Annotated in this window: 23 protein-coding genes; 14 read left to right on the top strand and 9 right to left on the bottom strand. The window is 70.1% G+C overall.

Translation table 11 applies throughout. The features are described 5' to 3' along the window. Position 1: 1 nt before the first annotated feature. Positions 2–1,666, bottom strand: coding sequence for a urocanate hydratase (hutU, locus tag LHU95_RS06050; protein WP_248710474.1), 1,665 nt, complete (start codon positions 1,664–1,666; stop codon positions 2–4). A gap of 111 nt (positions 1,667–1,777) precedes the next feature. On the opposite strand from hutU, the gene LHU95_RS06045 reads away from it, so the two are divergent. Both LHU95_RS06045 and LHU95_RS06040 read left to right on the top strand, forming a co-directional pair. Further along, positions 1,778–2,071, top strand: a complete 294-nt coding sequence (locus tag LHU95_RS06045; RefSeq protein WP_248711509.1) for a DUF3297 family protein — start codon at positions 1,778–1,780, stop codon at positions 2,069–2,071. Positions 2,072–2,570: 499 nt separating this feature from the next. Then, on the top strand, positions 2,571–2,942 hold the full coding sequence (locus LHU95_RS06040) for a hypothetical protein (protein ID WP_248710473.1): 372 nt from the start codon (positions 2,571–2,573) through the stop codon (positions 2,940–2,942). Between the two features lie 81 nt (positions 2,943–3,023). Here the strand turns inward: LHU95_RS06040 and LHU95_RS06035 are convergent, their stop codons facing one another. Beyond that, on the bottom strand, positions 3,024–4,004 hold the full coding sequence (locus tag LHU95_RS06035; RefSeq protein WP_248710472.1) for a tripartite tricarboxylate transporter substrate binding protein: 981 nt from the start codon (positions 4,002–4,004) through the stop codon (positions 3,024–3,026). A 92-nt stretch (positions 4,005–4,096) separates the two neighbouring features. Here LHU95_RS06035 and LHU95_RS06030 point away from each other — a divergent pair, with 92 nt between their 5' ends. The 3 genes from LHU95_RS06030 (at position 4,097) to LHU95_RS06020 (ending at position 6,414) form a co-directional block, all read left to right on the top strand. Further along, positions 4,097–4,855 (top strand): hypothetical protein, encoded by a 759-nt coding sequence (locus tag LHU95_RS06030; protein ID WP_248710471.1) that lies wholly within the window; start codon positions 4,097–4,099, stop codon positions 4,853–4,855. Between the two features lie 119 nt (positions 4,856–4,974). Further along, a complete protein-coding gene (locus LHU95_RS06025; RefSeq protein ID WP_248710470.1) occupies positions 4,975–5,958 on the top strand; it encodes a tripartite tricarboxylate transporter substrate binding protein in 984 nt (327 codons plus the stop codon). Positions 5,959–6,021: 63 nt separating this feature from the next. Further along, on the top strand, positions 6,022–6,414 hold the full coding sequence (locus LHU95_RS06020; RefSeq protein WP_248710469.1) for a RidA family protein: 393 nt from the start codon (positions 6,022–6,024) through the stop codon (positions 6,412–6,414). A gap of 1 nt (position 6,415) precedes the next feature. Here LHU95_RS06020 and LHU95_RS06015 read toward each other — a convergent pair whose 3' ends face one another. The 5 genes from LHU95_RS06015 to LHU95_RS05995 all read right to left on the bottom strand — a co-directional run bounded on the left by LHU95_RS06015 (position 6,416) and on the right by LHU95_RS05995 (position 12,160). Continuing rightward, the gene (locus LHU95_RS06015) at positions 6,416–7,564 is read right to left on the bottom strand and encodes a hypothetical protein (RefSeq protein WP_248710468.1); all 1,149 of its coding nucleotides are present in this window, start codon (positions 7,562–7,564) and stop codon (positions 6,416–6,418) included. Next, positions 7,561–8,826 carry a glycosyl hydrolase family 8 gene (locus LHU95_RS06010; RefSeq protein ID WP_248710467.1) on the bottom strand — a complete coding sequence of 422 codons (1,266 nt, stop codon included), beginning with the start codon at positions 8,824–8,826 and terminating at the stop codon, positions 7,561–7,563. The genes LHU95_RS06015 and LHU95_RS06010 overlap by 4 nt, the downstream gene beginning before the upstream one ends. Positions 8,827–9,084: 258 nt before the next feature. Further along, on the bottom strand, positions 9,085–10,038 hold the full coding sequence (locus LHU95_RS06005) for a nitronate monooxygenase (RefSeq protein ID WP_248710466.1): 954 nt from the start codon (positions 10,036–10,038) through the stop codon (positions 9,085–9,087). After that, complete coding sequence (locus LHU95_RS06000) at positions 10,035–10,973, bottom strand: tripartite tricarboxylate transporter substrate-binding protein (RefSeq protein ID WP_248710465.1); 939 nt, start codon at positions 10,971–10,973, stop codon at positions 10,035–10,037. The genes LHU95_RS06005 and LHU95_RS06000 overlap by 4 nt, the downstream gene beginning before the upstream one ends. Next, a complete protein-coding gene (locus LHU95_RS05995; RefSeq protein WP_248710464.1) occupies positions 10,970–12,160 on the bottom strand; it encodes an acyl-CoA dehydrogenase family protein in 1,191 nt (396 codons plus the stop codon). The genes LHU95_RS06000 and LHU95_RS05995 overlap by 4 nt, the downstream gene beginning before the upstream one ends. Positions 12,161–12,327: 167 nt before the next feature. Between LHU95_RS05995 and LHU95_RS05990 the strand changes: the two genes are divergently transcribed. From LHU95_RS05990 to LHU95_RS05960, 7 genes are all read left to right on the top strand, one after another. Next, a complete protein-coding gene (locus LHU95_RS05990; RefSeq protein WP_248710463.1) occupies positions 12,328–12,741 on the top strand; it encodes an ATP-binding protein in 414 nt (137 codons plus the stop codon). Between the two features lie 98 nt (positions 12,742–12,839). Then, positions 12,840–13,163 carry an STAS domain-containing protein gene (locus LHU95_RS05985; protein WP_248710462.1) on the top strand — a complete coding sequence of 108 codons (324 nt, stop codon included), beginning with the start codon at positions 12,840–12,842 and terminating at the stop codon, positions 13,161–13,163. Positions 13,164–13,179: 16 nt separating this feature from the next. Next, the gene (locus LHU95_RS05980; protein ID WP_248710461.1) at positions 13,180–13,989 is read left to right on the top strand and encodes a CheR family methyltransferase; all 810 of its coding nucleotides are present in this window, start codon (positions 13,180–13,182) and stop codon (positions 13,987–13,989) included. Next, a complete protein-coding gene (locus LHU95_RS05975) occupies positions 13,982–14,920 on the top strand; it encodes a chemotaxis protein CheW (protein WP_248710460.1) in 939 nt (312 codons plus the stop codon). The genes LHU95_RS05980 and LHU95_RS05975 overlap by 8 nt, the downstream gene beginning before the upstream one ends. Then, positions 14,917–15,999: a chemotaxis protein CheB gene (locus tag LHU95_RS05970; RefSeq protein WP_248710459.1), complete on the top strand. Its 1,083-nt coding sequence runs from the start codon at positions 14,917–14,919 to the stop codon at positions 15,997–15,999. The genes LHU95_RS05975 and LHU95_RS05970 overlap by 4 nt, the downstream gene beginning before the upstream one ends. Beyond that, positions 15,999–16,640: a response regulator gene (locus LHU95_RS05965; RefSeq protein ID WP_248710458.1), complete on the top strand. Its 642-nt coding sequence runs from the start codon at positions 15,999–16,001 to the stop codon at positions 16,638–16,640. The genes LHU95_RS05970 and LHU95_RS05965 overlap by 1 nt, the downstream gene beginning before the upstream one ends. A gap of 4 nt (positions 16,641–16,644) precedes the next feature. Beyond that, entirely contained in the window at positions 16,645–19,071 is a 2,427-nt protein-coding gene (locus tag LHU95_RS05960) for an ATP-binding protein (RefSeq protein WP_248710457.1), read from the top strand. Here LHU95_RS05960 and LHU95_RS05955 read toward each other — a convergent pair. Together LHU95_RS05955 and LHU95_RS05950 are read right to left on the bottom strand one after the other, a co-directional pair. Beyond that, positions 19,059–20,225, bottom strand: coding sequence for a SpoIIE family protein phosphatase (locus LHU95_RS05955; RefSeq protein ID WP_248710456.1), 1,167 nt, complete (start codon positions 20,223–20,225; stop codon positions 19,059–19,061). The two genes, LHU95_RS05960 and LHU95_RS05955, sit on opposite strands and share 13 nt — an antisense overlap. Next, complete coding sequence (locus LHU95_RS05950; RefSeq protein ID WP_248710455.1) at positions 20,222–21,793, bottom strand: methyl-accepting chemotaxis protein; 1,572 nt, start codon at positions 21,791–21,793, stop codon at positions 20,222–20,224. Before LHU95_RS05950 ends, LHU95_RS05955 begins: the two co-directional genes overlap by 4 nt. Before the next feature lie 104 nt (positions 21,794–21,897). Here LHU95_RS05950 and LHU95_RS05945 point away from each other — a divergent pair, with 104 nt between their 5' ends. Next, positions 21,898–22,635 carry an aspartate/glutamate racemase family protein gene (locus LHU95_RS05945; RefSeq protein ID WP_248710454.1) on the top strand — a complete coding sequence of 246 codons (738 nt, stop codon included), beginning with the start codon at positions 21,898–21,900 and terminating at the stop codon, positions 22,633–22,635. After that, positions 22,635–23,111, top strand: coding sequence for an ureidoglycolate lyase (locus tag LHU95_RS05940; protein ID WP_248710453.1), 477 nt, complete (start codon positions 22,635–22,637; stop codon positions 23,109–23,111). Before LHU95_RS05945 ends, LHU95_RS05940 begins: the two co-directional genes overlap by 1 nt. Positions 23,112–23,164 lie beyond the last annotated feature (53 nt).

The following is a 23,164-nucleotide window of genomic DNA, read 5'->3' as shown; positions in this document are numbered from 1 at the left end:
GCTATTTCAGGATGGCAGGCAGATCCAGCCCCTGTTCCCGCGCGCAATCGAGCGCGATGTCATAGCCCGCATCGGCATGGCGCATGACACCCGTCGCCGGGTCATTCCAGAGCACGCGGGCCAGGCGGCGCGCGGCATCGGGCGTGCCATCGGCCACGATCACCATGCCCGCATGCTGCGAATAGCCCATGCCGACGCCGCCGCCATGATGCAGCGAGACCCAGGTGGCGCCGCTCGCGGTGTTGAGCAGCGCATTCAGCAGCGGCCAGTCGGAAACGGCGTCCGAGCCATCCAGCATCGCCTCCGTCTCGCGGTTGGGGCTGGCCACGCTGCCGGAATCCAGATGGTCGCGGCCGATCACCACGGGGCCGATCTCGCCCGCCGCCACCATCTCGTTGAAGGCGAGGCCGATGCGGTGCCGATCACCCAGGCCCACCCAGCAGATGCGCGCGGGCAGGCCCTGAAAGGCGATGCGCTGCTTCGCCATGTCGAGCCATTGGTGCAGATGCGTGTCATGCGGCATCAGCTCGCGCACCTTGGCATCGGTTTTTGCGATGTCGTCCGGGTTGCCGCTCAGCGCCGCCCAGCGGAAGGGGCCGATCCCGCGGCAGAACAGCGGGCGGATATAGGCCGGCACGAAGCCCGGGAAATCGAAGGCATTGGCCAGGCCCTCATCCTTCGCCATCTGGCGGATGTTGTTGCCGTAATCCAGCACGGCGGCACCCATCTTCTGGAAATCCAGCATGGCCTGCACATGCTGCACCATGCTGCGCTTGGCCGCGGCATAGACAGCCGCCGGATCGCTCTCGCGCTTCGCCTGCCACTCGGCGAGGGTCCAGCCAGCGGGCATGTAGCCATTGCCCGGATCATGCGCCGAGGTCTGGTCGGTCACGATGTCGGGCACCACGCCGCGCCGCACCAATTCGGGGAAGATCTCGGCGGCGTTGCCGAGCAGGCCGACGCTGATGGCGCGCTTCTCGGCGCAGGCCGTGCGGATCATGTCGAGTGCGGCGTCGAGGTCATCGGCACGGTAGTCCAGATATTTGGTCTGCAGCCGCTTCTCGATGCTGCTGGGCTGGCACTCCACCGCCAGCACGGAGGCGCCGGCAAACACCCCGGCCAAGGGCTGCGCCCCGCCCATGCCGCCCAAGCCGCCCGTCAGGATCCAGCGCCCGGCGAGCGAGCCGCCGAAATGCTGGCGGCCGGCCTCCACGAAGGTTTCGTAGGTGCCCTGCACGATCCCCTGGCTGCCGATGTAGATCCAGGAACCGGCCGTCATCTGGCCGTACATCATGAGACCCTTGCGATCGAGCTCGTTGAAATGCTGCCAATTCGCCCAGGCCGGCACCAGGTTCGAGTTGGCGATCAGCACGCGGGGCGCATCCGCATGGGTCCGGAACACGCCGACCGGCTTGCCCGATTGCACGCAGAGCGTCTGGTCGGCCTCCAGCGTCTTCAGACTGGCAACGATGCGCTCATAGCTGTCCCAGTCGCGCGCCGCGCGGCCGATGCCGCCATAGACGACGAGTTCGCCCGGGCGTTCCGCCACCTCGTCATCCAGGTTGTTCATCAGCATGCGCATCGCCGCCTCGGTGGTCCATTGGCGGCAGGTGATGTCCAGGCCGCGCGGGCTGCGGATGGCGGGAGCATTGCGGAAACGGGTCATGGCGGCACCGGTTCTGGTTGATGGCCCAGACATAAGGGCAACCCGCCTCGCTGGCCAATTTCCCCCGAATGGGTCTAGGAAGCGCCCATGTCCGACGCATCCCCACCCGATATGTCCCCCGAGACGCCCCCCGAGACGCCCCTCGACACCCCGCCCGATCGCCTCGCGGCCGATCCGAAAAGCCCGTTCCATGACGCCAAGGCACTGGAGCGCGGCGTGGGCATCATCTTCAAGGGCGTCGAGCGCACCAATGTGGATGAGTATTGCGTGAGCGAGGGCTGGGTCCGCCTCATCATGGGCAAGCAGGTGGGCCGCAATGGGCTTCCGCTGACCATGAAGCTCCAGGGGGAGGTCATCCCCTATTTCCGCGACCTGCCGCGCCCGGAAGCCGGCCCCAAGACCTAGAGGTTGCTCCGCTCGCAAGGGCTCATGGAAAAATCTCTGGCCTATTGATTTTCAAACAGCTTTATCCGTTCAGACACTTCCGTTTGCACTGATGCTTCTTTCGTCAGGCGGGCGCCCGGATGGGGGCGGACAAGCGCCATGGCGCGGCGCTGGCGCGCATGGCCGCAAGCCGGCAGGTTGCCCGTCATCGCTCGCCTTGTTCAGATCAGCCCCTGCTGGGCCACGGCGCGCCGACCCAGCAGGCCGGGCAGCAACACTGTGTGACTTTCCTTTCCTGATCATGAGTCTTCGGCGAAGCATGAGGATTCCATGTCTTGGAAGTCTCTGATTTGGCACGCCTCGCTCTTGAGAATTGTCACATTCCTTCATAAATATTGCTTTCGCCTGACTGCATGTTCATGCAGAGTTGGCCTGGGACATGGCCCCCGCTCTTGGCCTGAAGTGGAACAGGCGGCGAGTTTTCCGGCGCCCGCCTCCGACGTGCTGAGGGAAAAGTCAGGTGCGCCCAGTTTATCCGGCCATGTCTGCGCATAACGCCGATGAGGAGCCCTGGCGGCTCGAACGCCTCGCCCGGACGGATGGCCGGGTCCGGGAATTGCTCCGCATCCTGACGCGTGAGGCCCCGGACGATGAATCAAGCCTGGGCGAGGGCGTCTGGGCCAAGCATGTGACGGCCATGCATGATGACCGCGGCACACTGATCGCCCGGATCAGCCCCACCCTCGCCGCCTCATCCTGGCTGCCGGTGATTGGCGCCGTGGTCGGGCGGGCCTGGAATGGCGAAGATGAGGGCAGCGTCGCCTTCCGCGTGGATGGCAGCCTGACAGTCATGGCCCTGGCCGATATCCTGGCCCCGGAAGGCCCCATCTGAGCCCAACAGGGGCTGCTCCGTCCTGGTTGGGGATGCGGCTTTCCTGGGTCTACGGCAGCGCGAAAGAGGCCGAGAGGTCGGCTATCGGGCAAAACGGCCGATCCGGATCGCGCGTGCAATGCGTTCATGTTCCTGCAGGCTCTCAGCCATCAGGGCCGCGAAGGGCTGCGGCCCGAGGCGAAGGGGCGCGATGGCCAGCCGCCGCATCGCCTCCAGGAAATCAGGCTGCAAGCTGGCGGCCATCAGCGCCTCGACCCAGCGCGCGAGGATGGGGGCGGGCAGGCCGCGCGGCGCACCCACGCCGATCCAGGGGCGTGAGGACCAGGAATAGCCGAGCTCCGGCAGCGTCGGGATATGGGGGAACTCCTCCGATTTCTCGGCGTTCAGGATGGCCAGCGCCCGCAGCGCGCCATCGCGCACGCTGGGCAGCACCTCGCCCGAGACCACCGCACACTGGATATGGCCGCCCAGCAGCGCCGTCGTCGCCGGGGCGCCGCCGGTGAAGGGCACGAAGGTGACTTCGAGCTGCTCCTCGGCGGCCAGCCGGGCCATGTTGAGATGGCTGTTGCTCCCCAGCGCCGCGACGCCGATGGAAAGCCGCCCCGGTTCACGCCGGGCGAAGGCGATCATCTCGGGCAGGCTCGCGAAGGGCGCATTCGCCGCCACCACGATGAAGGTGAGGAAGGCGCCATAGGCCCAGAGCGGCTGGAAATCCCCCACCGGATCAAAGGCCAGGTCCTGCAGTTGCGGCGCCACCGCATTGCTGTTCACGCTGAGCAGCCCGATGGTCTGCCCATCGGGCCTGGCGCGCAGCAATTCCGCCAGCATGATGGTGCCGCCCGCGCCAGGCCGGTTCACCACCGCGACCGGCTGGCCCAGCAACGGCTCCAGCGGGCGGGCAAGGGCGCGCTGCGTGAGGTCAAAGGACCCACCGGCGGCGAAAGGGCCCAGAAACGTGACCGGCCGCTCCGGCGCCCAGCGCGGCTGCGCCGCCGCGCGGGGAATGGCGGGGGGAGCGGCGAGCGCCGGAAGCGGCGCCAGGGCACGGCGATGGAGCGGCATGGGCGGGTTTCCTTCGGCGATGCGCGAGTATGGCGCGGCTTGCCGCCCCGCGCCCAGCGGTTCAGCATCGCAGGAAGCGATCAGGAGAGACCATGTCCGCCACCATCACTGCCGCCCTGGGCGGGTTCCGCTTCATCCCGGGCGTTTATCAGTATTCGGCCGGCGTTGCGGCGGCGCCAGGCTTCCGGCTGGAACGCGTCCGCTTCGCCGAACCCTTGCCCATGGCCGAAGGCTTCGCCCGCATCGCGCAGGTGCTGGAGGCGGCGGGCCGGCCAAAGCAGTCCTTTTGCGCTTGCGAATTGCGTTCACCCGCCCCCTTCACCGAGGCGGGGTTCGAGGCGTTCAATCGCGAATACGGCGCGGTGCTGACGGAGTGGGGCATCTTCCAGGAGGGGCTCAATCCCGTGGCCCGCAGCAATGTCTGCCCCGAGTTGCACAAGCCGGCCGCACCCAGCTTCCACGCCTTCACCTTCACCATCCCCGATGCGGCGGCAGCGCCCAGCTTCGTGGTCGCGGGCAGCGGCGAATCGGCCGAGGGCAAGGGCAGCTATCGCGACAACACCGTGGCGCTGGGGGATGTCTCACCGGCCGGCCTGCGCAAGAAGGCGCAATGGGTGCTGGCCGAGATGGAGCGGCGCATGGCCACCCTTGGCTTCACTTGGGCGGCGACGACGGGCGTGCAGGCCTATACCGTGCATGACCTGCATCCCTTCCTCGCCGAGGAACTGGTGGTGCGGGGTGCTGCGCGGCATGGCCTCACCTGGCAATTCTGCCGGCCGCCGGTGGTGGATCTCGAATATGAAATGGACTGCCGCGGCGTTTTCAGTGAGCGCGTTCTGCCCAAAGCCTGAGACGAGCTGGCCGATTTTTGCGCTTTTTTGCGCCGGTTCGCGGAAATTGTCTCTGGACCGGTTGACCTGGAGTGGCTGAGGAAGCGCATGCTGCCGCGCGCCTCAAAAAGGATGATGCCATGCCCCATGTCTCCCGCCGCGCCGCCGGCCTCATGGTTCTTGCCGCGCCTGGCCTCGCCAGGGTTCAACCCGCCAGCGCCCAGGCCAGCTGGGCGCCCACCCAGCCGATCCGCGTCATCATCCCCTTCACGCCGGGCGGGACGATGGACACGGTGGTGCGCCCCGTGCAGCAAATCCTCCAGCAGGATCTCGGCCAGCCCGTGGTGATCGAGCATCGGCCGGGTGCCGCGACCGTGATCGGCACGCAGGAGGTGGCGCGCGCGCCCGCCGATGGCCACACCATGATCATGATCGCCAACAGCTTCGCCGCGAACATCACGCTGCGGCCGAGCATGCCCTACAACCCGATGCGTGATTTCGCGCCGCTGGTGATGGCCACCGTGGTGCCGCATGTGCTGGTGGTGCACCCCTCCGTCGCGCGGGATTTCGCCGGCTTCGTGGCCGCCGGGAAGCGCGCCGGGGCCAATCTCGCCTTTGGCTCCTACGGAATCGGCACCTCCAACCACCTTGGCGGCGAGCAATTCCGCGAGCTGACCGGCATCAGTGCCACGCATGTGCCCTATAATGGCGCCCCGCAGGCCTATACCGACCTGATCGGCGGGCGCCTGCAATTCATGTTCGCCAACCTGCCCGATATCATCCAGCCCTCGCAGGCCGGCCAGATGCGGCCCATCGCCATCTCGGCCGAGCGGCGGGTGAAAGAATTGCCCGATGTGCCGACCATGGCGGAGCTGGGCTTCCCGCTGGTGCTCTCGGATAGCTGGTTCGGCCTGATCACCCGTGCGGATGTCCCCGCCGCGGCCCGCGCCCGGCTTGAAACAGCCTGGCTCACCGCCCTCAACCGCCCCGAAGTGAAGGGCAGGCTGGAGGAGCTGGGCTTCACCGTCCTTGCCAAGCCCGGTGCGGAATTCGGCATCGAGATTCGGCGCTACACAGAGACCTATGCGCAGGTCATCCGCGCCAACAATATCCGGGTGGAGTGATCATCCGGTGGCCGGGCGGCGCAGCCGCCTCGCGGCAGGTAACGGATCGCAAAGGAAACGCACATGACAACGCCGCTGGAGCATGTTTTCGTCGAGGGCCAGTTCAAGGTGGCGGCCCCGCTCTCACCCGCGGTGAAGGTGGGCAACCTGCTCTTCATCTCGGGCATCCCCGCCTATGACGAGCAGGGCAAGCTCGCCATCGGCGATTTTCCGGCCCAGATGAAGCAGACCATGGCCACCATCACCGGCATCCTGGAAAGCGTGGGTGCCGGCTGGGACCGTGTGGCCAAGGTGAATGTGCTGCTGACGCGGCGCGAGGATTTCGAGGAGATGAACCGCATCTACGCGGCGCACTTCCCCGACGGGAAATATCCGGCACGCACCACGGCCATCGTCTATTCCCTGCCACGCCCGAATTTCCTCCTGGAGATCGAGGCGGTGGCGGTGCTGGATTGAGTCAAAGCGTCTCGCCATAGCGCGAGCCGATCCGGTCATCCCAGAGCCGCAGCATCGCGGCTTCGGCCGCCGGATCAAGTGGCGGGGCGGTCGGCCGGCCGGTCAGGGAGGCCGCCAGTTCGGGTGTCATGGCCGCCGTCCAGAGGCGATCATTCGCGCTCAGGTCCAAGCTCGCTCCATCGCGGGCCGGATTTCCGGGAATGAGGCCGCGCCCGAAGATCAGGCGCTGCGGCCCGGGTTCGCGCATGAAGGCGATCAGAGGGTCAAGCAGGGCCAGGCGCTGCTCCGGCACGCCGCGCGGCACCACCAGGATCAGGCTATGGGGCACCAATGGCACATCGTCGAAGGGCGTGCACATGGTATCGGTCGGCAGCAGGCCAGTGGCCATTCCCAGCAGATAGGAGCCCAGCAGGGCGGGCATCAGTTCCACGCTGCCTTCGATAAATTCCTCGGCGGCGGCGCGGCCGGAGCTCGGGTAAAAGCGGGCCGCGCGCCCCAGTTCCAGCAGGTAGGGCCAACTCCCGGTCCAGCCATTCTCCGGGTCGAGCGGGTTCGGATCCTTCAGGAGATAGGGCATGCTCGTGATAAAGGCTTGGCCGAACCGCGATTGACCGGGGCGCGTGTATTGGAAGCGACGCGGATTTTCCCGCGCATAGTCGAGCAGCGCCGCCGCATTGCGCGGCGCGACCGGCAGGACGGACCGGCGGTGCACCAGCACCGGCCCGCCAGGGATGGTGCCGACCACCAGCCCCGCCTCCCCCAGCCGCGCCTGGACCAGTTGTCCGGCGGGCGAAAGATGCGGCGTATTGGCGTCCAGCAACCGCGCGGGCAGCGCGTGCCAAAGATCCCGCGCTGCTCCCAGGGCAAAGCCGGCGGCATTGGTCAGCACGGCATCCATGCCGGGCAGCCCGGCCTCGACCTCCTCATGCAGATCGCCCGCGATCCAGGGGGTCACCTCTTGCCGCAGCGTGCCGACCGGCAAGGCCAGGTTGTTGTTGTGGAACAGGTCATCCATCACCGAGGCACCGAGCCTGGGGCTCTCTCCCGCCAGGACAATGGAGAGATCAGTCGCGGCCAAATCCTGCGCCCTGCCCAAGCCAGGAAGCATGCAGGCGGCGGCCAGCAGATGGCGGCGGGAGGGGGCGGTCATCGCGGTGGCGTCAGGCCGCGAAGCCCGCCCGGAACGCCGCGCACCTGGGAGGGTTCAGCGAGGTTGAAGCGTGCCCATTGGGCAGATTCCGGCGCTGGCGGCGGGTCGGCATCGCCACCTCGCCATCTGGACCAGGCGGATTGCGCGGCATCCATCAAGCGGTCCACGCGCGAAGCCTGGGGCGCTGTGACTTCCGGAATCACGGCGGGGGGCTCCAGCGGCATATGCGGCGCGATGCGCGTTTGCAGGACCAGGGCGCCGCCGAAGTAATCGGGCGCATCCGCAACGCCCAGCGGCGGGCCGAAGGGCTCGCCAAAGCGGCTGCGGACCAGGGCATGAATTGCGCGCACCCCCGCATGACCCGGATAGGGCGAGATGCTGCCGGTGCTCAGATCCACCCAGGCCGGCGGACGCTGCGGATGGCCTGGAAAGTCCCAGAAGCCACGCGAGGCCGGCAGGGGAACCGCCTGCAGATTCTGCCAGGCGAGATTCAGCGGAACCCGCACCGCATCCCAGGCAAAGCGGTTCGGCCAACGGCTCGCCGGTGTCGGAGGTCCCCCATGGGAGGGCAGGAGGAGCCAGTCGGGCGGCAATTGCCAACGCCCGAAGCCCGCCTCGTTCATCAGCCGCAGGCCGTCACTCTCCAGCGCGACCCAGCGCGCATCGGGCACGACGCGTGAGAGAGCGCGCAGCGCGGGAAAAGCGTAGTAGGAGAGGTTGATGATCACGCCCTCGCCATCCTGAAAGCCGCGCGCGCCAGGAAGCATGAGGGTGCGGCCGCGGAACTCGATGACGCAGCAGCGCAGGATATCCGCCGTGATGCGTTGCGCGGCCTCCCGGTATTCCGGCACCTGCCAGCGCTCCGAGGCCATGAGCAGGGACCAGGCGATGAAGATGTCGCCATCGGTCGCGTTGTTGGTGTCACTGACACCGACGCGGCTATTCGGATCGAAACGCCAGGCAAAGAGGCTGTCGCTCGGGCGCATCAGGACACGCCGCGTCCAGTTCCACATCAGGTCAAAGCGCGCCCGATCGTCGAAATGCACCGCGAACAGCATGGAGTAGCCCTGCCCCTCGCTGTGCGAGATGCCGCGATTGGCCGTGTCAATGATGCGCCCTTCGGGTGCGAGGTAGCGGCGGGTATAGGCTTGCCATTCCGACACGCCGGGCGGTGGCGGGGGCTCGGCCGCGATGCCCTGCGCCACACCCAGCATCAGGCCCAGCGCTGCAAGGAAACTCCGCGATGAGCACAACCAGCGCATGGCAAATCCCTCCCGGATATCCCGTTCAGGTTGCATATTAACATCTGGGATTGCAAATTATTTCGCTTATACAACCTCCGATAATCTGTCTGGCCACGCCTTGCTCGCGCTTCGCACGGGTGATCTGCATTGTTCCGGCGCGATGCGATGAAGACAAAGCGACGAGGCGGCGGGTGCCGCGGCCCGGGCTAAGGGCGGCAGTGCTCAAGGCGCAGCGCGACTTGCGGCCTTGGGAACGAAGCGGAGGGCGATCCTCCGCTAGGCAGCAAACGCCCCGCGCAGACGCAACAGGCCGGCCTCCGCCTCCTGCACCATGCGGCGCACCACCTCGCCCGCCGGCGGGATATCCTCGATCAGGCCCGAACATTGCCCGGCCCAGGCGAAGCCCTCCTGCATGCGGCCTTCATCCGTCGCGATGGCGTTCACGCTCCCCGCGATCATTGGCACGATCTCCTCGGCCGGCGCGCCCGCCGCCTCGCGCGCGGCAATCTGTTGCGCAAAGGCGCTGACCAGCGCGCGCCCCGGCATGCCGAGCGAGCGCTTGATGATCATCGTCCCGGAAGGCTCGGCGCTGACGATGGCCTGCTTGTAGTTCTCATGCGCCTGCGCTTCCCGCGTGGCGACAAAGCGCGTGCCCATCTCCACCCCCTCGGCGCCGAGGGAGAGTGCTGCCAGCAACCCCGCGCCCGTCGCGATGCCGCCCGAAGCGAGGACGGGAATGGAAACCGCCCGCACCACGCGCGGCACCATCACGAAGGTCGTTTCATCCGAGCGGCCGAGATGCCCGCCGCCCTCATAGCCCACCGTCGCCACCATGTCGGCGCCTGCGGCTTCGGCCTTTTTCGCCAACTCGGGCCCGGCGATCAGCACCAGGATCTTCGCCGCGCCATTGATCCGCTTGATCCAGGGCGCCGGGTTGCCGGCGGTCAGCGCGATGACGGGCACGCCCTCCTCCAGCGCCACCTCCATCATGGCGGTGATGTCCATGCGCCCCAGCGGGAAATTCACGCCGAAGGGCTTTTGCGTGAGCGTCCGGCAGCGCTGGATTTCCGCCCGCAGCGCCGCTGCACCCTCCAGCCCGGCCGTGGCGATCTGCCCCAGCCCACCCGCCTCCGAGACGGCCGCGCAAAGCTCCGCCTTGGCGACGCGGGCCAAGCCGCCCTGCACGATGGGATAGGCGATGCCGAGCATCTCGGTGACACGGGTTTTCATTCGGCGGTGGCTCCGGAAAGACGCACGGCTTCCGCCCATTTGGCGACTTCAGCCTGGAGGAAAGCGGGAAACACATCGGGGCCGATGCTGCCAGGCACGAAGCCCATGCCGCGCAGCCGCGCAGCCTGGGCCGATGTCGCCCCCAACACGACCTCCGCGATACGCCGGACAAAACCCATGGGCGTCCCGGCCGGCGCCACGAGGGATTGCCAGGCCACGGCCTCGAAGCCCGCGAAGCTCTCGCCGATGGTGGCAAGGCCTGGCCAGTCGGGCAGGCGTTCGGCGGTGGAGACAGCGATGGGGCGGATGGCGCCCGCCCGCACATGCCCCGCCTGGGGCGGCAGGTTTTCCAGCACGGATTGGATGCGCCCGGCCAGCAATTCGGTCAGGGCCGGCACCGTGCCGCGGAAGGGCACATGCGTCGCCTCGAAGCCGCCGCGCTGGGCCAGCATCACCATGGCCAGATGCGGGATGGTGCCAATCCCGGCCGAGCCATAGGTGATCCCGCCGCGCTGCGCCCGGGCAAAGGCCAGGAACTCCGCCATGTCCTGCGCCGGCACGGAAGGATGGACCGAGAGCAGGTTGGGCACCACGCCCACCACGCAGACCGGCGTGAAATCCCGCAGCACGTTGAAGGAGAGGTTGCGATACAGCGTGGCGTTGGAGGCCTGGGCGGCCGCCATCATCAAGAGGGTGGCACCATCCGGCGCGGCGCGGGCGACGAATTCGCCCCCCAGATTGCCCCCGGCACCGGTGCGGTTCTCAACGAGGACGGGCGTGCCGGTGGCTTCGGTGATGGCCTGTGCCGCGAAGCGGGCCAGCGTGTCGCCGGCGCCGCCAGGCGCGAAGGGGCAGATGATGCGGATCTGCGTCGGCTGCGCGAAGGCCGGTGCCGCGATCAGCGCGGGCGCGGCCAGCAGGAGGCGGCGCTTCATGCTTTGGCCCCCCTGATCATGTCCTTGGCGATCAACATGCGCTGCACATCCGAAGCACCCTCGAAGATGCGGAATAGCCGGACATCGCGGTAGAATTGCTCCACCACGCTGCCGCGCATCCACCCGGCCCCGCCATGGATCTGCACGGCGTGATCGGCCACGCGCCCCACCATCTCGGAGGCGAACAGCTTGCAGCAGGCGATGTCGGCGATGATCGGCCCCTGCGCCTCGCCCGCCGCATCGAAGGCGCGGGCGGTTTCCAGGATCATGCTGCGCGCCGCCTGGGTTTCGGCGCGCATGTCGGCAAGCTTGGCCTGCACGAGCTGGAACTCGGCCAGGGCCTGGCCGAACTGGCGGCGGTTCATCGCGTGGAACAGCGCCTCCTCGATCAGCCGCTGCGCTTGGCCCACGCAGGTGACGGCCACATGCAGCCGCGCATGGTTGATGCCGCGCATGGCAGTCTTGAAGCCGCCCCCTTCGCGCCCGCCGATCAGGTTCTCCGCCGGCACGCGGGCCCCGTCGAAAAACACCTCGCTCGTGGCGCTGCCATCCTGCCCCATCTTGCGGTCGGCCGGGCCGCAGCTCACGCCCTTGGTGCCGATGGGCACGATGAAGGCGGAAATGCCCGCGGCGTCGCGCGTCCCGGCCTCGCTGCGCGCCATGACGATCAGCACCTCCGCCTGGCGGGCATTGGTGATGTAGCGCTTGCTGCCATTCAGCACGTAATGGTCGCCATCGCGCGTTGCCGTCGTGCGCAACCCGCCCGCATCGCTGCCGGCCTCGGGCTCGGTCAGGCAGAAGGCGGCCGTCACCGCGCCGCTTGCCATGCGCGGCAGCCATTCCGCGCGCTGGGCGTCGGTGCCGTTGTAGAGAATCGGCTGCGAGCCGAGGCCGATGGTGGTGGAAAAGCGCGCGCGGTAGACGCTGCTGGCGCGCGTCACCTCGAACATGACGCGCACCTGCTGCTCCATGGTCAGGCCCAGCCCGCCATGCCGCATCGGGATGGAAATGCCAAAGAGCCCGGCGTGGCGGAGCAATTCCGTCAAATCCTCCGGCAGGGTTTCCTGGCCTTCCAGCCGGGGCTCGGCGGGAATGAGCTTCTCCCGCACGAGACGGCGAATGCCGTCCAGATAGGCCTCGAATTCGGATGGCGTGGCGCGTTCCGCCACGGGCAGCGCATCGTTCATGGAGTTCCTCCGTTGGCGGCAGCATCCGGCGGCGGGACTGCGGGAGTCAAACACGGCGCAAAGCTCCAGGCGGATGAGCCGGGATACGCGGCTGAAGCCGGAGGTATCCAGGCGGCCTCGAAGCTCGCTATATTTCTCAGCCAGAAGAATCGCGGGAAACCTTGCGCTTGGACACGCCGCCCTTTCACCTGCGCCTGCCAGCGACGCTCGACAGCGTCAGCCAGTTGCTCGACGCGCTCGAGGTCTATGCCGAGGAGGCCGGCATCGCGCCACGCATTGCCGCCCGCCTGGCCCTGGTGGCCGAGGAGGTGGCCGCGAATGTCGCCATGCACGCCGCCGGCGCCAGCTTCTTTGAATTGCGCGTGACGCCCGATCACGGCCAGCTTGGCCTCTCCATCGAGGATGACGGCCCGGAATACGACCCCCTCGCCCGCGCCGCGCCCGATACGGCGGCCACGCTGGAGGAGCGCGATGTGGGGGGGCTGGGGGTGCATCTGGTGCGCGAATTGACCCGCGATGCGCGTTATCAGCGCGATGCCGGGCTGAACCGCCTGGTCTGCGCCCTGCCGCTGGGCGATTGAGCCCTGAAGCTGCGCATTTGAAGGCAGCGAATTGTGGGCTAGCCTGATTTCATCCTGCCGCGACACGACGCGGCACGACACCCATGGAGATTGCGCTGATGGACATCACCGAGACCCAAGAAGGCGCCAAGGCCGTAGCCATCCTGGATGGCCGCCTCGACACCGCCACAGCCGCCCTGACCGAGACGCGCCTGCTGACCATGCTGGAAAAGGCCAGCGTGATCGCGGATCTCTCGGAGGTCCGCTACGTCTCCTCGGCCGGGCTGCGCGTGCTGCTGAAGGCCGCCAAGCAGGCCAAGGCAACGGGGGCGAGCTTCGCCGTCGTCGGGCTCCAGCCCCCCGTGCGCGAGGTGTTCGAGATCAGCGGCTTCGACAAGATCATCCCCGCCTACGCCACCCGCGCCGAGGCCGCCCAAGCTTGAACATGGCGGCCTGAACATGCCGCCCGGCACCGCCGCCCCGGCCCTGGCTGAGGAATGGACCGGCCGGAACCGGGCGGTGGTTGCCGCACTTGGCGCCTTTGCGGGGCTTGCCCCCTCGCCCGTGCTGACGGCGCGGCTGCGGCGGGCGGCGCATCTGGTCGCCGCTTGCGACCCCGCCGCCGCCCATCTGGATGACCCTGCCTGGGCGGCGCTGCTGGATGCGGTGACGGTGCAGGAAACCCGCCTCTATCGCCATCCGGCCCAGGCCGAATTGGCGGGCAGCCTGTTCCCCGCCGCGCTCGGCCGGGCGCGTGCCGAAAGCCGGCCCCTGCGCATGCTCTCGGCCGGCTGCGCCACCGGGGAGGAAGCCTTCACCCTGGCCGCCCAGGCGATAGAGGCCATGGCCGAGGCGCCAGGCGTCGGGTTGGAAATCCAGGGCCTCGATCTCTGCCGCCCCGCCCTGGCCAGCGCCGCGGCCGGCATCATCTCCCCGGGCATGGGTGATCCGCTGGGCCTCGTCCCGGCGGCGCTGCGCCCCTGGCTGGCCGCGGGGGATGGCACGCCACGGCTGCACCCGAGCCTGCGCCGCTGCCTGGATTTCCGCCGTGCCAACCTGCTGGATGGTTTCGGCGCAATCCCCGGCTACGACGTGATCTTCTGCCGCAACGTGCTGATCTATCTGACCGATCCGGCACGGCTGCAGGTCATGGGCGCGCTCGCCGCGGCCCTCCGGCCAGGCGGCGTGCTGGCGCTGGGCCCGACCGACCGCCCCCCCGCCGGGCTGAAGCCCCTGGGCGAGGCCGTCTGGGTCAAGCCGCATGAATAGCTATCCCCTGCCCGGCGGTGGCTGGTTCAAGTTGCAGGAGGGCGAGGCGGTGCTGGCCGAGGCGCCCGCCCGCCCCGCCAGCACCGACGCACCACGGCTGGCACAGCCCGCACCCGTCCAGCCACCGCGCCGGGCCATGGGACTTGCCGCGCTGCATCTCTCGCTGGGGGGAATCGCGCTCGCCATCCCGGCCGCCCTGGCCGAGCATATTCTGCCCATGCCGGCGCTGCGCCCGCTGCCCGGCGCTGCCCCCGGCGTCGCCGGGCTGGCCGAGGCCGAGGGCGCGCCGGTGCTGGTGCTGGAAACCGGCTTCGCCGCCGGCATGCCCCTCCCGACCGAGGCCGAGGAAGAACCGACCCTCTTGCTGGTGCTGCGCGAGGGTGGCCGCCGCTTCGCCCTGCCGGCCAGCCGGATCGAGGCCGGCCCCGCCATTGCCGCCGCGGCCGGCTTCCAGGCCTGGCTCAAGACGCCAGAGGCGCGCGCCGCCCTGGCCTATGCGCCGCCCGCGCTGGATGCGGAACCGCAACGCCCCATCGCGCAACGCCACCTCGTGATGTTCCGCGCCGCCGGGATGGAATTGGCCCTGCCGGCCGAAGCCGTGGTGGCGGTGTTGCCGGCCACCCTGCCCCTGCCCACACCCCGCCCAGGCATCGCGGGGCTGGCCGCGCATCGTGGTGCGGTGCTGCCGGTCCTGGATGGCGGGCTGGTGCTGGGCGGCCGCGCAGCACTGGCCGATGGCCCCGCGCCGCTGATCCGCCTGGCCCTCTGGCCCGAGGTGCTGGTGGCGGTGGAGCAGATCGGTGGCGTGCGCGCCGTGGCCGCCGCCGATGTGACGCCACTCGCTCAGCGTGATGGGCTGGTCGCGGCTTTTGCGCGCCTGGGTGGCGCCCCCATGCCCGTCCTGGCGCCGCACCGGTTCGGCGCGCTGTGAAACCGCTCTTCCCCGGCCCAGCTTCCCCCGGCGTTTCGCCCCCCGGCCCCATCCCGGTTCTCATCGTGGATGACAGCGCCTTCATGCGCATCGCCCTGCGCCGCATCATCGAGGCAGAGGGCGATCTGCGCGTGGTGGCCGAGGCCGCGGATGGTGAGGCCGCCATCGCCGCCGTCCGCCAGCACCAGCCGGCGGTGGTGGCGATGGATGTCGAAATGCCCGTGCTGGGCGGCATCGAGGCGACGCGGCGGATCATGGCGCTGCCCAACCCGCCCGCCATCATCATGGTCAGCCAGCACACCCAGGCGGATAGCCCGGCCGCCATTGCCGCCATCGCGGCCGGCGCCTCCGACTACATCAGCAAGGAAGCCGGGCTCGGTGGGCTCGACCTTGGTCATCTCGATCAGGCGCTGCGGGGGCGGCTCAGGCATTGGGCGCGGCAACGATACCCCTTGGCGACCGATCTCCCGGTCCCCAGGGCCGCGCCGAAGCGGATCGGACCGCCGGACCAGGCGGGCCAGGCCCCGCCACCGCTCATCCTCATCGCCGCCTCGACCGGTGGGCCGGATGCGCTGGCCGCGCTGCTGGCGGCGAGCGGCCCGCTGCCCGTGCCCGTCCTGATCGCGCAGCACATGCCGGAGGGGCTGGCACCGGAACTCGCCCGGCTGCTGGCGCGACGGGCCGGCTGGCCGGTTTGCGTCGCCGAGAATGGCCAGCGCGTCACGGCCACGAGTGCCACGCTGCTGCCCACGGACGGCGTGCTGCTGCGGGCGCTGGGCGGCTTTGCCTTGCGCCTCGCACCCAATGCCGGGGCGGTGCATCCCTCGGCCGACCTGCTGTTCCGCTCGGCGGCGCTGCTGGGGCTGGCGGCCTGCGGCGTGGTGCTGACCGGCATGGGCCAGGATGGCGCGGCCGGGGCGGCGGCGCTGGCGGCCGAGGGCGGGCGCATCCTGGTGCAAAGCACGGAAACTTCGGTTGTCGCCGGCATGCCCCAGGCCGCAAGCTCCCTCGTCGCCGAGGCCGAGGCGCTCTCGCCCGAGGCGCTGGGCCTGGCGCTGCGTGCCATGTGGAGGGCGTGATGGACGAGGAGTTGCTGGCCGCCTTCCGCGAGGAATTCGCCGCCCTCTGCGCGAGCCTCGCCGTGGCAGAGGACATGCCGGTGGCGCAGCGCCTCCTGGCGCAGCTTGTCGCCATGGCCGAGGGCATGGAGATGGCGCCCCTGCTGGCGCGGCTGCGCGAATGCCAGGCGGAGGAATCGCTGCCCGCCCTGCGCGACGCCATCCGGGCCCTGGCCGAGGACGAACCCACCGAGGCGCGCCCCATCCGCACCCTCATCGTGGATGACAGCGCCATGATGCGCCGCCTGTTGCGCGGCATCCTGGCGCTCGATCCCCGCTTCAGCGTGGTGGGGGAGGCGGTGGACGGCGCCATGGGCCTCTCCGCCATGGCCGAGTTGCAGCCCGACCTTACCCTGCTCGATCTGGAGATGCCGGTGCTGGATGGCATGGGCTTCCTGGCCGAATGGGCCCTGAGCGGCCATGGCCAGGTGGTGGTTGTCTCCTCGGCCGCGCATCCTGGCAGCCCGGCCGCGCTGGAAGTGCTGCGGCGTGGCGCCTGGGCGGCCGTCGCCAAGCCCTCGGGCGCGCTCTCGCCGGATCTGGCGGAGCGCAGCGGGGCGGAAATCCTCGCCACGGCCCGCGAAGCGGTGGGGGCAGGCTGAGGCCATGGAAGCCGACGATCCACTCTGGCAGGAATTCGCGGCCGAGACGGCCGAGCATCTGGATGCGCTGGAGGCGGGCCTGGCCGGCGACGCTGCCGGCGGGGGCGCGGTGGATGTGCTGTTCCGCGCCATGCACAGCCTGAAGGGCATGTCCTCGGCCATCGGCGCGCACGGCATCGGCACGCTGGCCCACAAGGCCGAGGATGTGCTGGGCCTGGCCCGCGCCGGGCGGCTCACCCTCGATCCGGCGGTGCGCGCGGCACTCCTGGCGGCGGTGGATGCGTTGCGTGGCCAGCGCCTGGCCCTGCTGGAACGCCGCCAGGACCTGCCGCCACCCGCCACCCTGCTGGCCCGCCTCGGCGCGCTGGCCGAAGGCAGGCCGGAAGCGCCGGCCGCGGTGGCCCCGCGCGAGGACCCGCTGCGCGCGACCCTCGCGTCCCGCCTTGCCGATGAATTGCCACGGCTGCAAGGCGAGCCTGGCCGTGCCCCGCGCCTCGCGGCCCTGGCGCGGGACGGCAAATTGCCGCGCCTGGCCCTGCTGCTGGAGGCCATCCCTGCCGCGCGTGACCCGCTGGCGGCGCTGGGCCGCTTGCGCCGGGCGCTGATGCTGCTGCCGGCCGGGGAGCCCGTGCCGCGCCTTAAGGGCGATTTGCGCGCCCAGGCCGAGGCCACCTGCGCCGCCCTGGCCGGCCCCCGCGCCGCGCTGGCCCGCGCCGCCGAACAGCTCGCCGCCGCCGCCGATGCGCTGGGCGATGAGCAGGCCGAGCTTCTGGCGCGGCAAATCCAGGACCTCGCCGTGCGCTTGGGCGAGGAGCCGGCACAGCGGCTGGATGAAGCCCGCGCGGCGTTCGCGGCCGCCCTCGCCGCCCCCAGCCTCGCGCCGCTGACCGAACGCCTGCGCCCCGCGCCACCGCCGCTGACGCCGGGGCTGGCCGCCGCCCTGCCGCCTTCGGCCCATGCCCGCGCCGCCGCCGCCATGGCCGCCGGGCGCCGCATCTGGCGGTTGCGCCTGGGGCCGCTGCCCACCGCCGAGGCCATCGCCGAACCCTTCCTCGGCCGCGCGGGCGAGGTGCTGGGCAGCGCCGGCCCGCCCGAGGCGCTGGACCTGTTTCTCGCCAGTGACCTTCCCCCCGCCGAACTCGCCGCGCTGCGCGCCGAGGCCGACCCCGATGGCGGCGCACTGACCGACCTGACGCCCGCCGATGCCCCGCCCCCGGCCCCCACCATGCGCGTGCGGCAGGATCGGATTGACGCTGTGATCGCGCTGGAAGCGGAACTCCGCGCCGCCGCACTCGCCTTGGGGGAAGCCATTGCCGCCCCGCAGGCCCGCAGCGCCTTCGAGGAGTTGGCCGCCTTGCAGGCCGCGCTGCCGCCCGGCACGGCGGCGCGGCTGGCCAGCGCGCTGGAACGGCTGCGCGCCGCGACGGGCGCCGCCGAACGCGCCCATGGCCGGCTTTCCATCGCACTCGGCCAGCTCGACGAGGCGGTGCTGGAATTGCGCGTCATGCCCTTCGCCAGCCTTGCCATGCGGTTGCCCCGCGTGCTGCGCGCCACGGCCGAGGCGCAGGGCAAGCTCGTCGCCCTCGAAGTGGTGGGTGAGGAGGTGCAGATTGACCGCAGCCTCTCCGACCTGCTGGCCGATCCGCTGCTGCATCTGGTGCGCAATGCGGTGGACCACGGCATCGAGACGGCGGAGGAGCGCATCGCCGCCGGCAAGCCAGCCACGGCGCGGCTGCTGCTGGTGGCGGAACGCCTGCCCGGCCGCCTGGTTCTGAGCTTTTCCGATGATGGGCGCGGCATTGATGACGCGGCTGTGCTCTCCCGCGCATTGGCGCGCCGGTTGATCAGCGCCGAGGCGGCCACGCGGCTCAGCCAGGCGGAAATCCACGCGCTGCTGTTCCTGCCCGGCTTTTCGACACGGGACGCCATCAGCGAGACCTCGGGGCGCGGCGTCGGGCTGGATGTGGTGCAGGACGCGGCGCGCCGCGCCGGTGGCGCCGTGCGGGTGGAGAGCAAGCCCGGCCAGGGCACGCGCTTCGTGCTCGACCTGCCGCTGACGGCGGCGATGCAGCCCGTGCTGCTGGTGGAGGCTGGCGGCCAGCCCTATGCCCTGCCCGCCGGCCGCGTGGAGGCGGTGATGCGGCCCGAGCAGGTTTCGCCAGGGCAGGCCATCACCACGCTGGAAGCCGTGCTGCATCTCCCCGCCGCCGAGAGCAGCGCCATCGTGCTGGTGCGCCGCCCGGCGGGGCTGCTGGCGCTGGCGGTGGAACGCGTGGGGCGGCGGACGGATCTCTTGCTCAAGCCGCTGCACCCGGCCCTGGCCGGCACCCCGGGCGTGGGCGGCGTGGGCGTGCTGGGCAATGGCGAGCCCGTGCTGCTGCTGGAGCCGGACAGCCTGGAGAGCGCCCTGCCTGCCGCTCAGCCGGCGTAGCGCACGGCCAGCACCGTCACGTCATCGGCCGGCGGCGCCTCGCGCACGAAATCCGCGACATCCTTCAGCAGGGCCGCGATGGCGGCGGCCGGCTCCGCCTCATGGCCCAGGGCCGCCAGCACGCGCTCCTTGCCGAACAACCCGCCCTCCATGTCATGCGCCTCGGTCACGCCATCGCTGAGCAGCAGCATCGCTTCGCCCGGGGCCAGGGTGAAGGCGGCGCTGGTGTAGGGCAGGTCCTCGATGATGCCGAGCGGCGGCTGGATCCGGTAGCCGCCCATCACCTGCACCCCGGCCGCCGAAAGGCGCAGCGGCGCCTCATGGCCGGCGACGCAGATGCGCCCCGCCCCCGTCCCGGCCTCAAGAATGGCGAGGGCGGCGGTGACGAAGGTCATGTCGGGATTATCGGCGGCGAGATCGCCATTGGCGAGCGTCAGCAGATCGGCCGGGTCCGGGACCTCGCCGCGCGCGGCGGCAAGGCGAACGCCCGCGCGGATCAGACCCATGCTGCGCGCCATGGTCAGCCCGGCCGAGGCGCCCTTGCCCGCCACATCCGCCACCACGAACATCAGGTGATGCGCGCCGATCCATTGCATGTCGTAGAGATCGCCCCCCACCTCACGCGCCGGCTCCATATGCGCCGCGACCGTGAGGCTCCCGCGTGAGAGCGCTGCGAAATCACGCGGCACGAGCGAGAGCTGCGCGCGGCGCGCGCTTTCCAGCTCGGCTTCCAGCGCGTGCAGCCGCTCGGCTGCGAGGTCACGCAGGCGCTTCTTTTCCAGCACCGCCTGAAGCCGCGCGCGGAGCAGGGGGGGGTCGAAGGATTTCGGCAGGTAATCCTCGGCGCCGAGCTCAATGCAGCGGATCACGCCCGACATCTCGGTCTGGGCCGAAATGACGATCACCGGCGGCGCGTTGCTTTGCGTGTGCAGCCGTTCCAGCACGCCGATGCCGTCGAGTTCCGGCATTTCGAGATCGAGCAGCACCACATCGAAGGATTTGGCGGCGATGGCGGCCAGCGCCTCCACCCCATTGGCTGCCATCGCGGGCTCGGGGTAGCCGAGTTCGGCGAGGCGACGCTTGAGCAGCAGCCGGTTGAAACTGCTGTCATCAACAACAAGAATTTCGGGCACCACCAGGATTTCGGCGCTCATTCCGGTCGTGCTGCCATGCTTTCCACCGCGCGCCGCGATTCGGCGGCGAGGCGGGAGAGATCAATCATCGTCACGGTGATTTCCTCGGCGGCCGTCGCGTTGGACTGGCCGATGCGGGTCAGCGTCGCCACGCGCTCATCGAGCGAGGCGACGGTCGTCTGCTGTTCTTCCATGGCGACGGCGATCGCCGCCGCCAGCCGCGCGGACTCGCCCGTCAGGCGCTCGAAGCCGTCCATCGCCTCGCCCACGGCGGCGGCGGTTCCCGCCCCTTCGCGGGTGCGCCGGCCGGCGGCGAGCACCACATCGGCGATTTCCTGGGCCAAGGCCTCGGTATTCGCGGCCAGCGCGCGCACCTCCTCCGCCACCACGGCAAGGCCGCGGCCATGCTCGCCCGCGCGCGCCGCCTCGATGGCGGCGTTGATCGCGAGGATGTTGGTCTGCGTCGCGATCTTGGCGATGGTGCCGGCGATGCGGGTCACGCGCTCGGTATCCTCGCCCACGGCATCCACCGTCTCGATGAGCAGGCGCACCTTCTCCAGGCTTTCGCCCAGCAGGCTTTGCGCTTCGCTCGCGGTATCGCGCGCCTGCTGCGTGCTGCGGCCCACATCGGCGACCGCATCGGCCGTGTGCGAGAGCGCGTCCGAGACCTGGCGCAATTCGGCCAGCTGCGTCATCGCGCCGTCACTGACCTGGCCGATGGCCTGGCTGGCCTGGTTGGTGACGACGGCGGTGCGGCGTGCCCCTTCCAGCGCCTGCTCCATCAGGCGGTTGGAATTGGCGAGGTTGGTTTTGAACACCTCCACCGCGCGGGCCATTTCCCCCACCTGGTCCAGCCGGCCGGCTTCGGAGACTTCCACCTCGGCATCGCCGCGCGCCAGGCGCTGCATCGACCGCGCGAGGCGCGACAGCGGACGCGCCGTCAACTGCACCAGCACGAACCACACGAGGCCCAGGCCAAGCAGCCCGATCCCGGCCGCGACATAGGTGTATTTCCGCCCCTCCGCCTGCAGCGCATGCGCCCGGTTGAGATTGGCATCCGCATCCGCCTTGGCGATGCCGCGCGCAAGGCTGGCCAGCGTGTTGAAGGCGACCACCATGTCCAGCCACTCCTCCTGGAGGGGCGCGTATTGGTCGCGGGCACGGCGGGCGAAGGCATCGCGCACACGCTCGCCCAGATCCGGCAGCCGGGCGGCCATGTCCCGCGCACCGGCGGCGGCGACGGGATCAATCCGCGCCTGCACGAGGCCATAGAGCAGCTCGAAGCTCTCGGTGATGCCCGCCGCGTTGCGCTGCATGCGCGGCGCCGTCACGGTGGGCGGCAGAACGCCCGCCAGCACGGCGGCGAAGGCCTGCGCGAAATCCGCGACATCATTCGAAAAATCGTCCACCGCCTCGATCGCCGCGCGGTCACGCACGCCCATCTGCTCGATGATGGCGCCCTGGCGCGTCAGCAGCACCAGGGAATTGCCGGCGAGGAAAGCCAGCACCGAGAACATCAACACGAGGATGACGGCAGCGCGCGTGCCGATGCGCCCCAAGAGGCGGCCGCGCGCCGGCGGCTTCCCCACGGGGAGGATCATGCTCGAAGCTGGGGCCTGGGTGTCGGGAGCCATCGCGGGATAGGATACATCCATTCACCCCGCCTCGGCCACAGCTTGATCAGGACCCGCCCATGACCTGCCGCATCCTCGTCGTGAACAGCAACACCACCGAGAGCGTGACCGCGCGCATCGCCCTGGCCGCGCAGGCCGCCCTGCCGCCAGGTTGCAGCGTGGAGACCGTCAGCGCGCCCTTTGGCCTGCCGCTCATCGTCACGCGGGCCGACTGGTCCGTGGCAGGGCCCGCGACGGTCGCGGCACTTGCCGCCCGGCGTGGGCAATTCGACGCGGCCGTTGTCGCCTGCTTCGGCGATCCAGGCGTGGACGCGGCGCGGGAGTTGTTCGACGTGCCCGTCATCGGCATCAGCGAGGCCGCCTTCCATGCCGCCAGCATGCTTGGCCGCCGCTTCGGCATTGTCAGCTTCACCGCGGCGCTGAAGCCCATGTTCGTGGATTGCCTGGAGCATGCGGGCCTCGCTCACCGCTGCGCCGGGTTCCGCATGGGGCCCGCCTTCTCCGGCGATCCGGGGCGCGTCGCGGAGGAGAGGCGGGACATGATCCTGGAACTGTGCCGCGCCAGCATAGAGCAGGATGGCGCGGAGGTGGTGATCCTGGCGGGCGGCCCGCTCGCTGGCCTCGCGCCGCTGCTGGCGCCCGATGTGGCGGCCCCGCTGGTGGATGGCACGGCGGCGGGCGTCCGGCTGGCCGCGGCGCTGGCCGGCCTCGCGCCCGTACGGCGCCCGCATCGCGGCCGCGCGCTTGCCGGCTATGAGCCAGGGCTGACGGCGCTCTATGCCGAAGGCGCAAACTGATGGGCCGCATCCTGCGGCTGGAACCGCTCACCGCCGAAGCCTTTCGGCCCTTCGGCGATGTGATGGACCCACCCGCCCTGGGTGAGAGGCCCGCGCTGGGCGCCAGCGTGGTGGCGCGCGATGGCGCCAGCACGCCCACGCTGGCTTTCAACCACGCAGCCCCTGTGGCCCTGCCGCTGCTGGCAACACAGATGGAGCGGCACAACCGGTCCGCGCAATGCTTCGTGCCGATGGATGTTTCGCGCTGGGTGGTGATGGTGGCGCCCGATCGCGGCGGCGCGCCCGACATCGCGGGGCTGCGCGGCTTCCTCGTGCGCGGCGACCAGGCGGTGAATTACCATCTGGGCAGCTGGCATCATCCGCTGCGCGTGCTGGACCGGCCCGCGCGCTTCGCCATCCTGATGTGGACCACCGGCCACAAACCGGATGACGAGGAATGGGCCACCCTGGAGGAAGCCGTGGAGTTGCGCGGGTGAGCCCATTATTCCCAACGCGAAGCGAATGACCTAAACCCCCTGCAATCCAGGGG

The sequence above is a fragment of the Sediminicoccus sp. KRV36 genome (assembly GCF_023243115.1).
GTDB lineage: Bacteria > Pseudomonadota > Alphaproteobacteria > Acetobacterales > Acetobacteraceae > Roseococcus.
The sequence above is the reverse complement of the archived record's forward strand: the minus strand, read 5'-3'. Positions and strand labels throughout refer to the sequence as shown.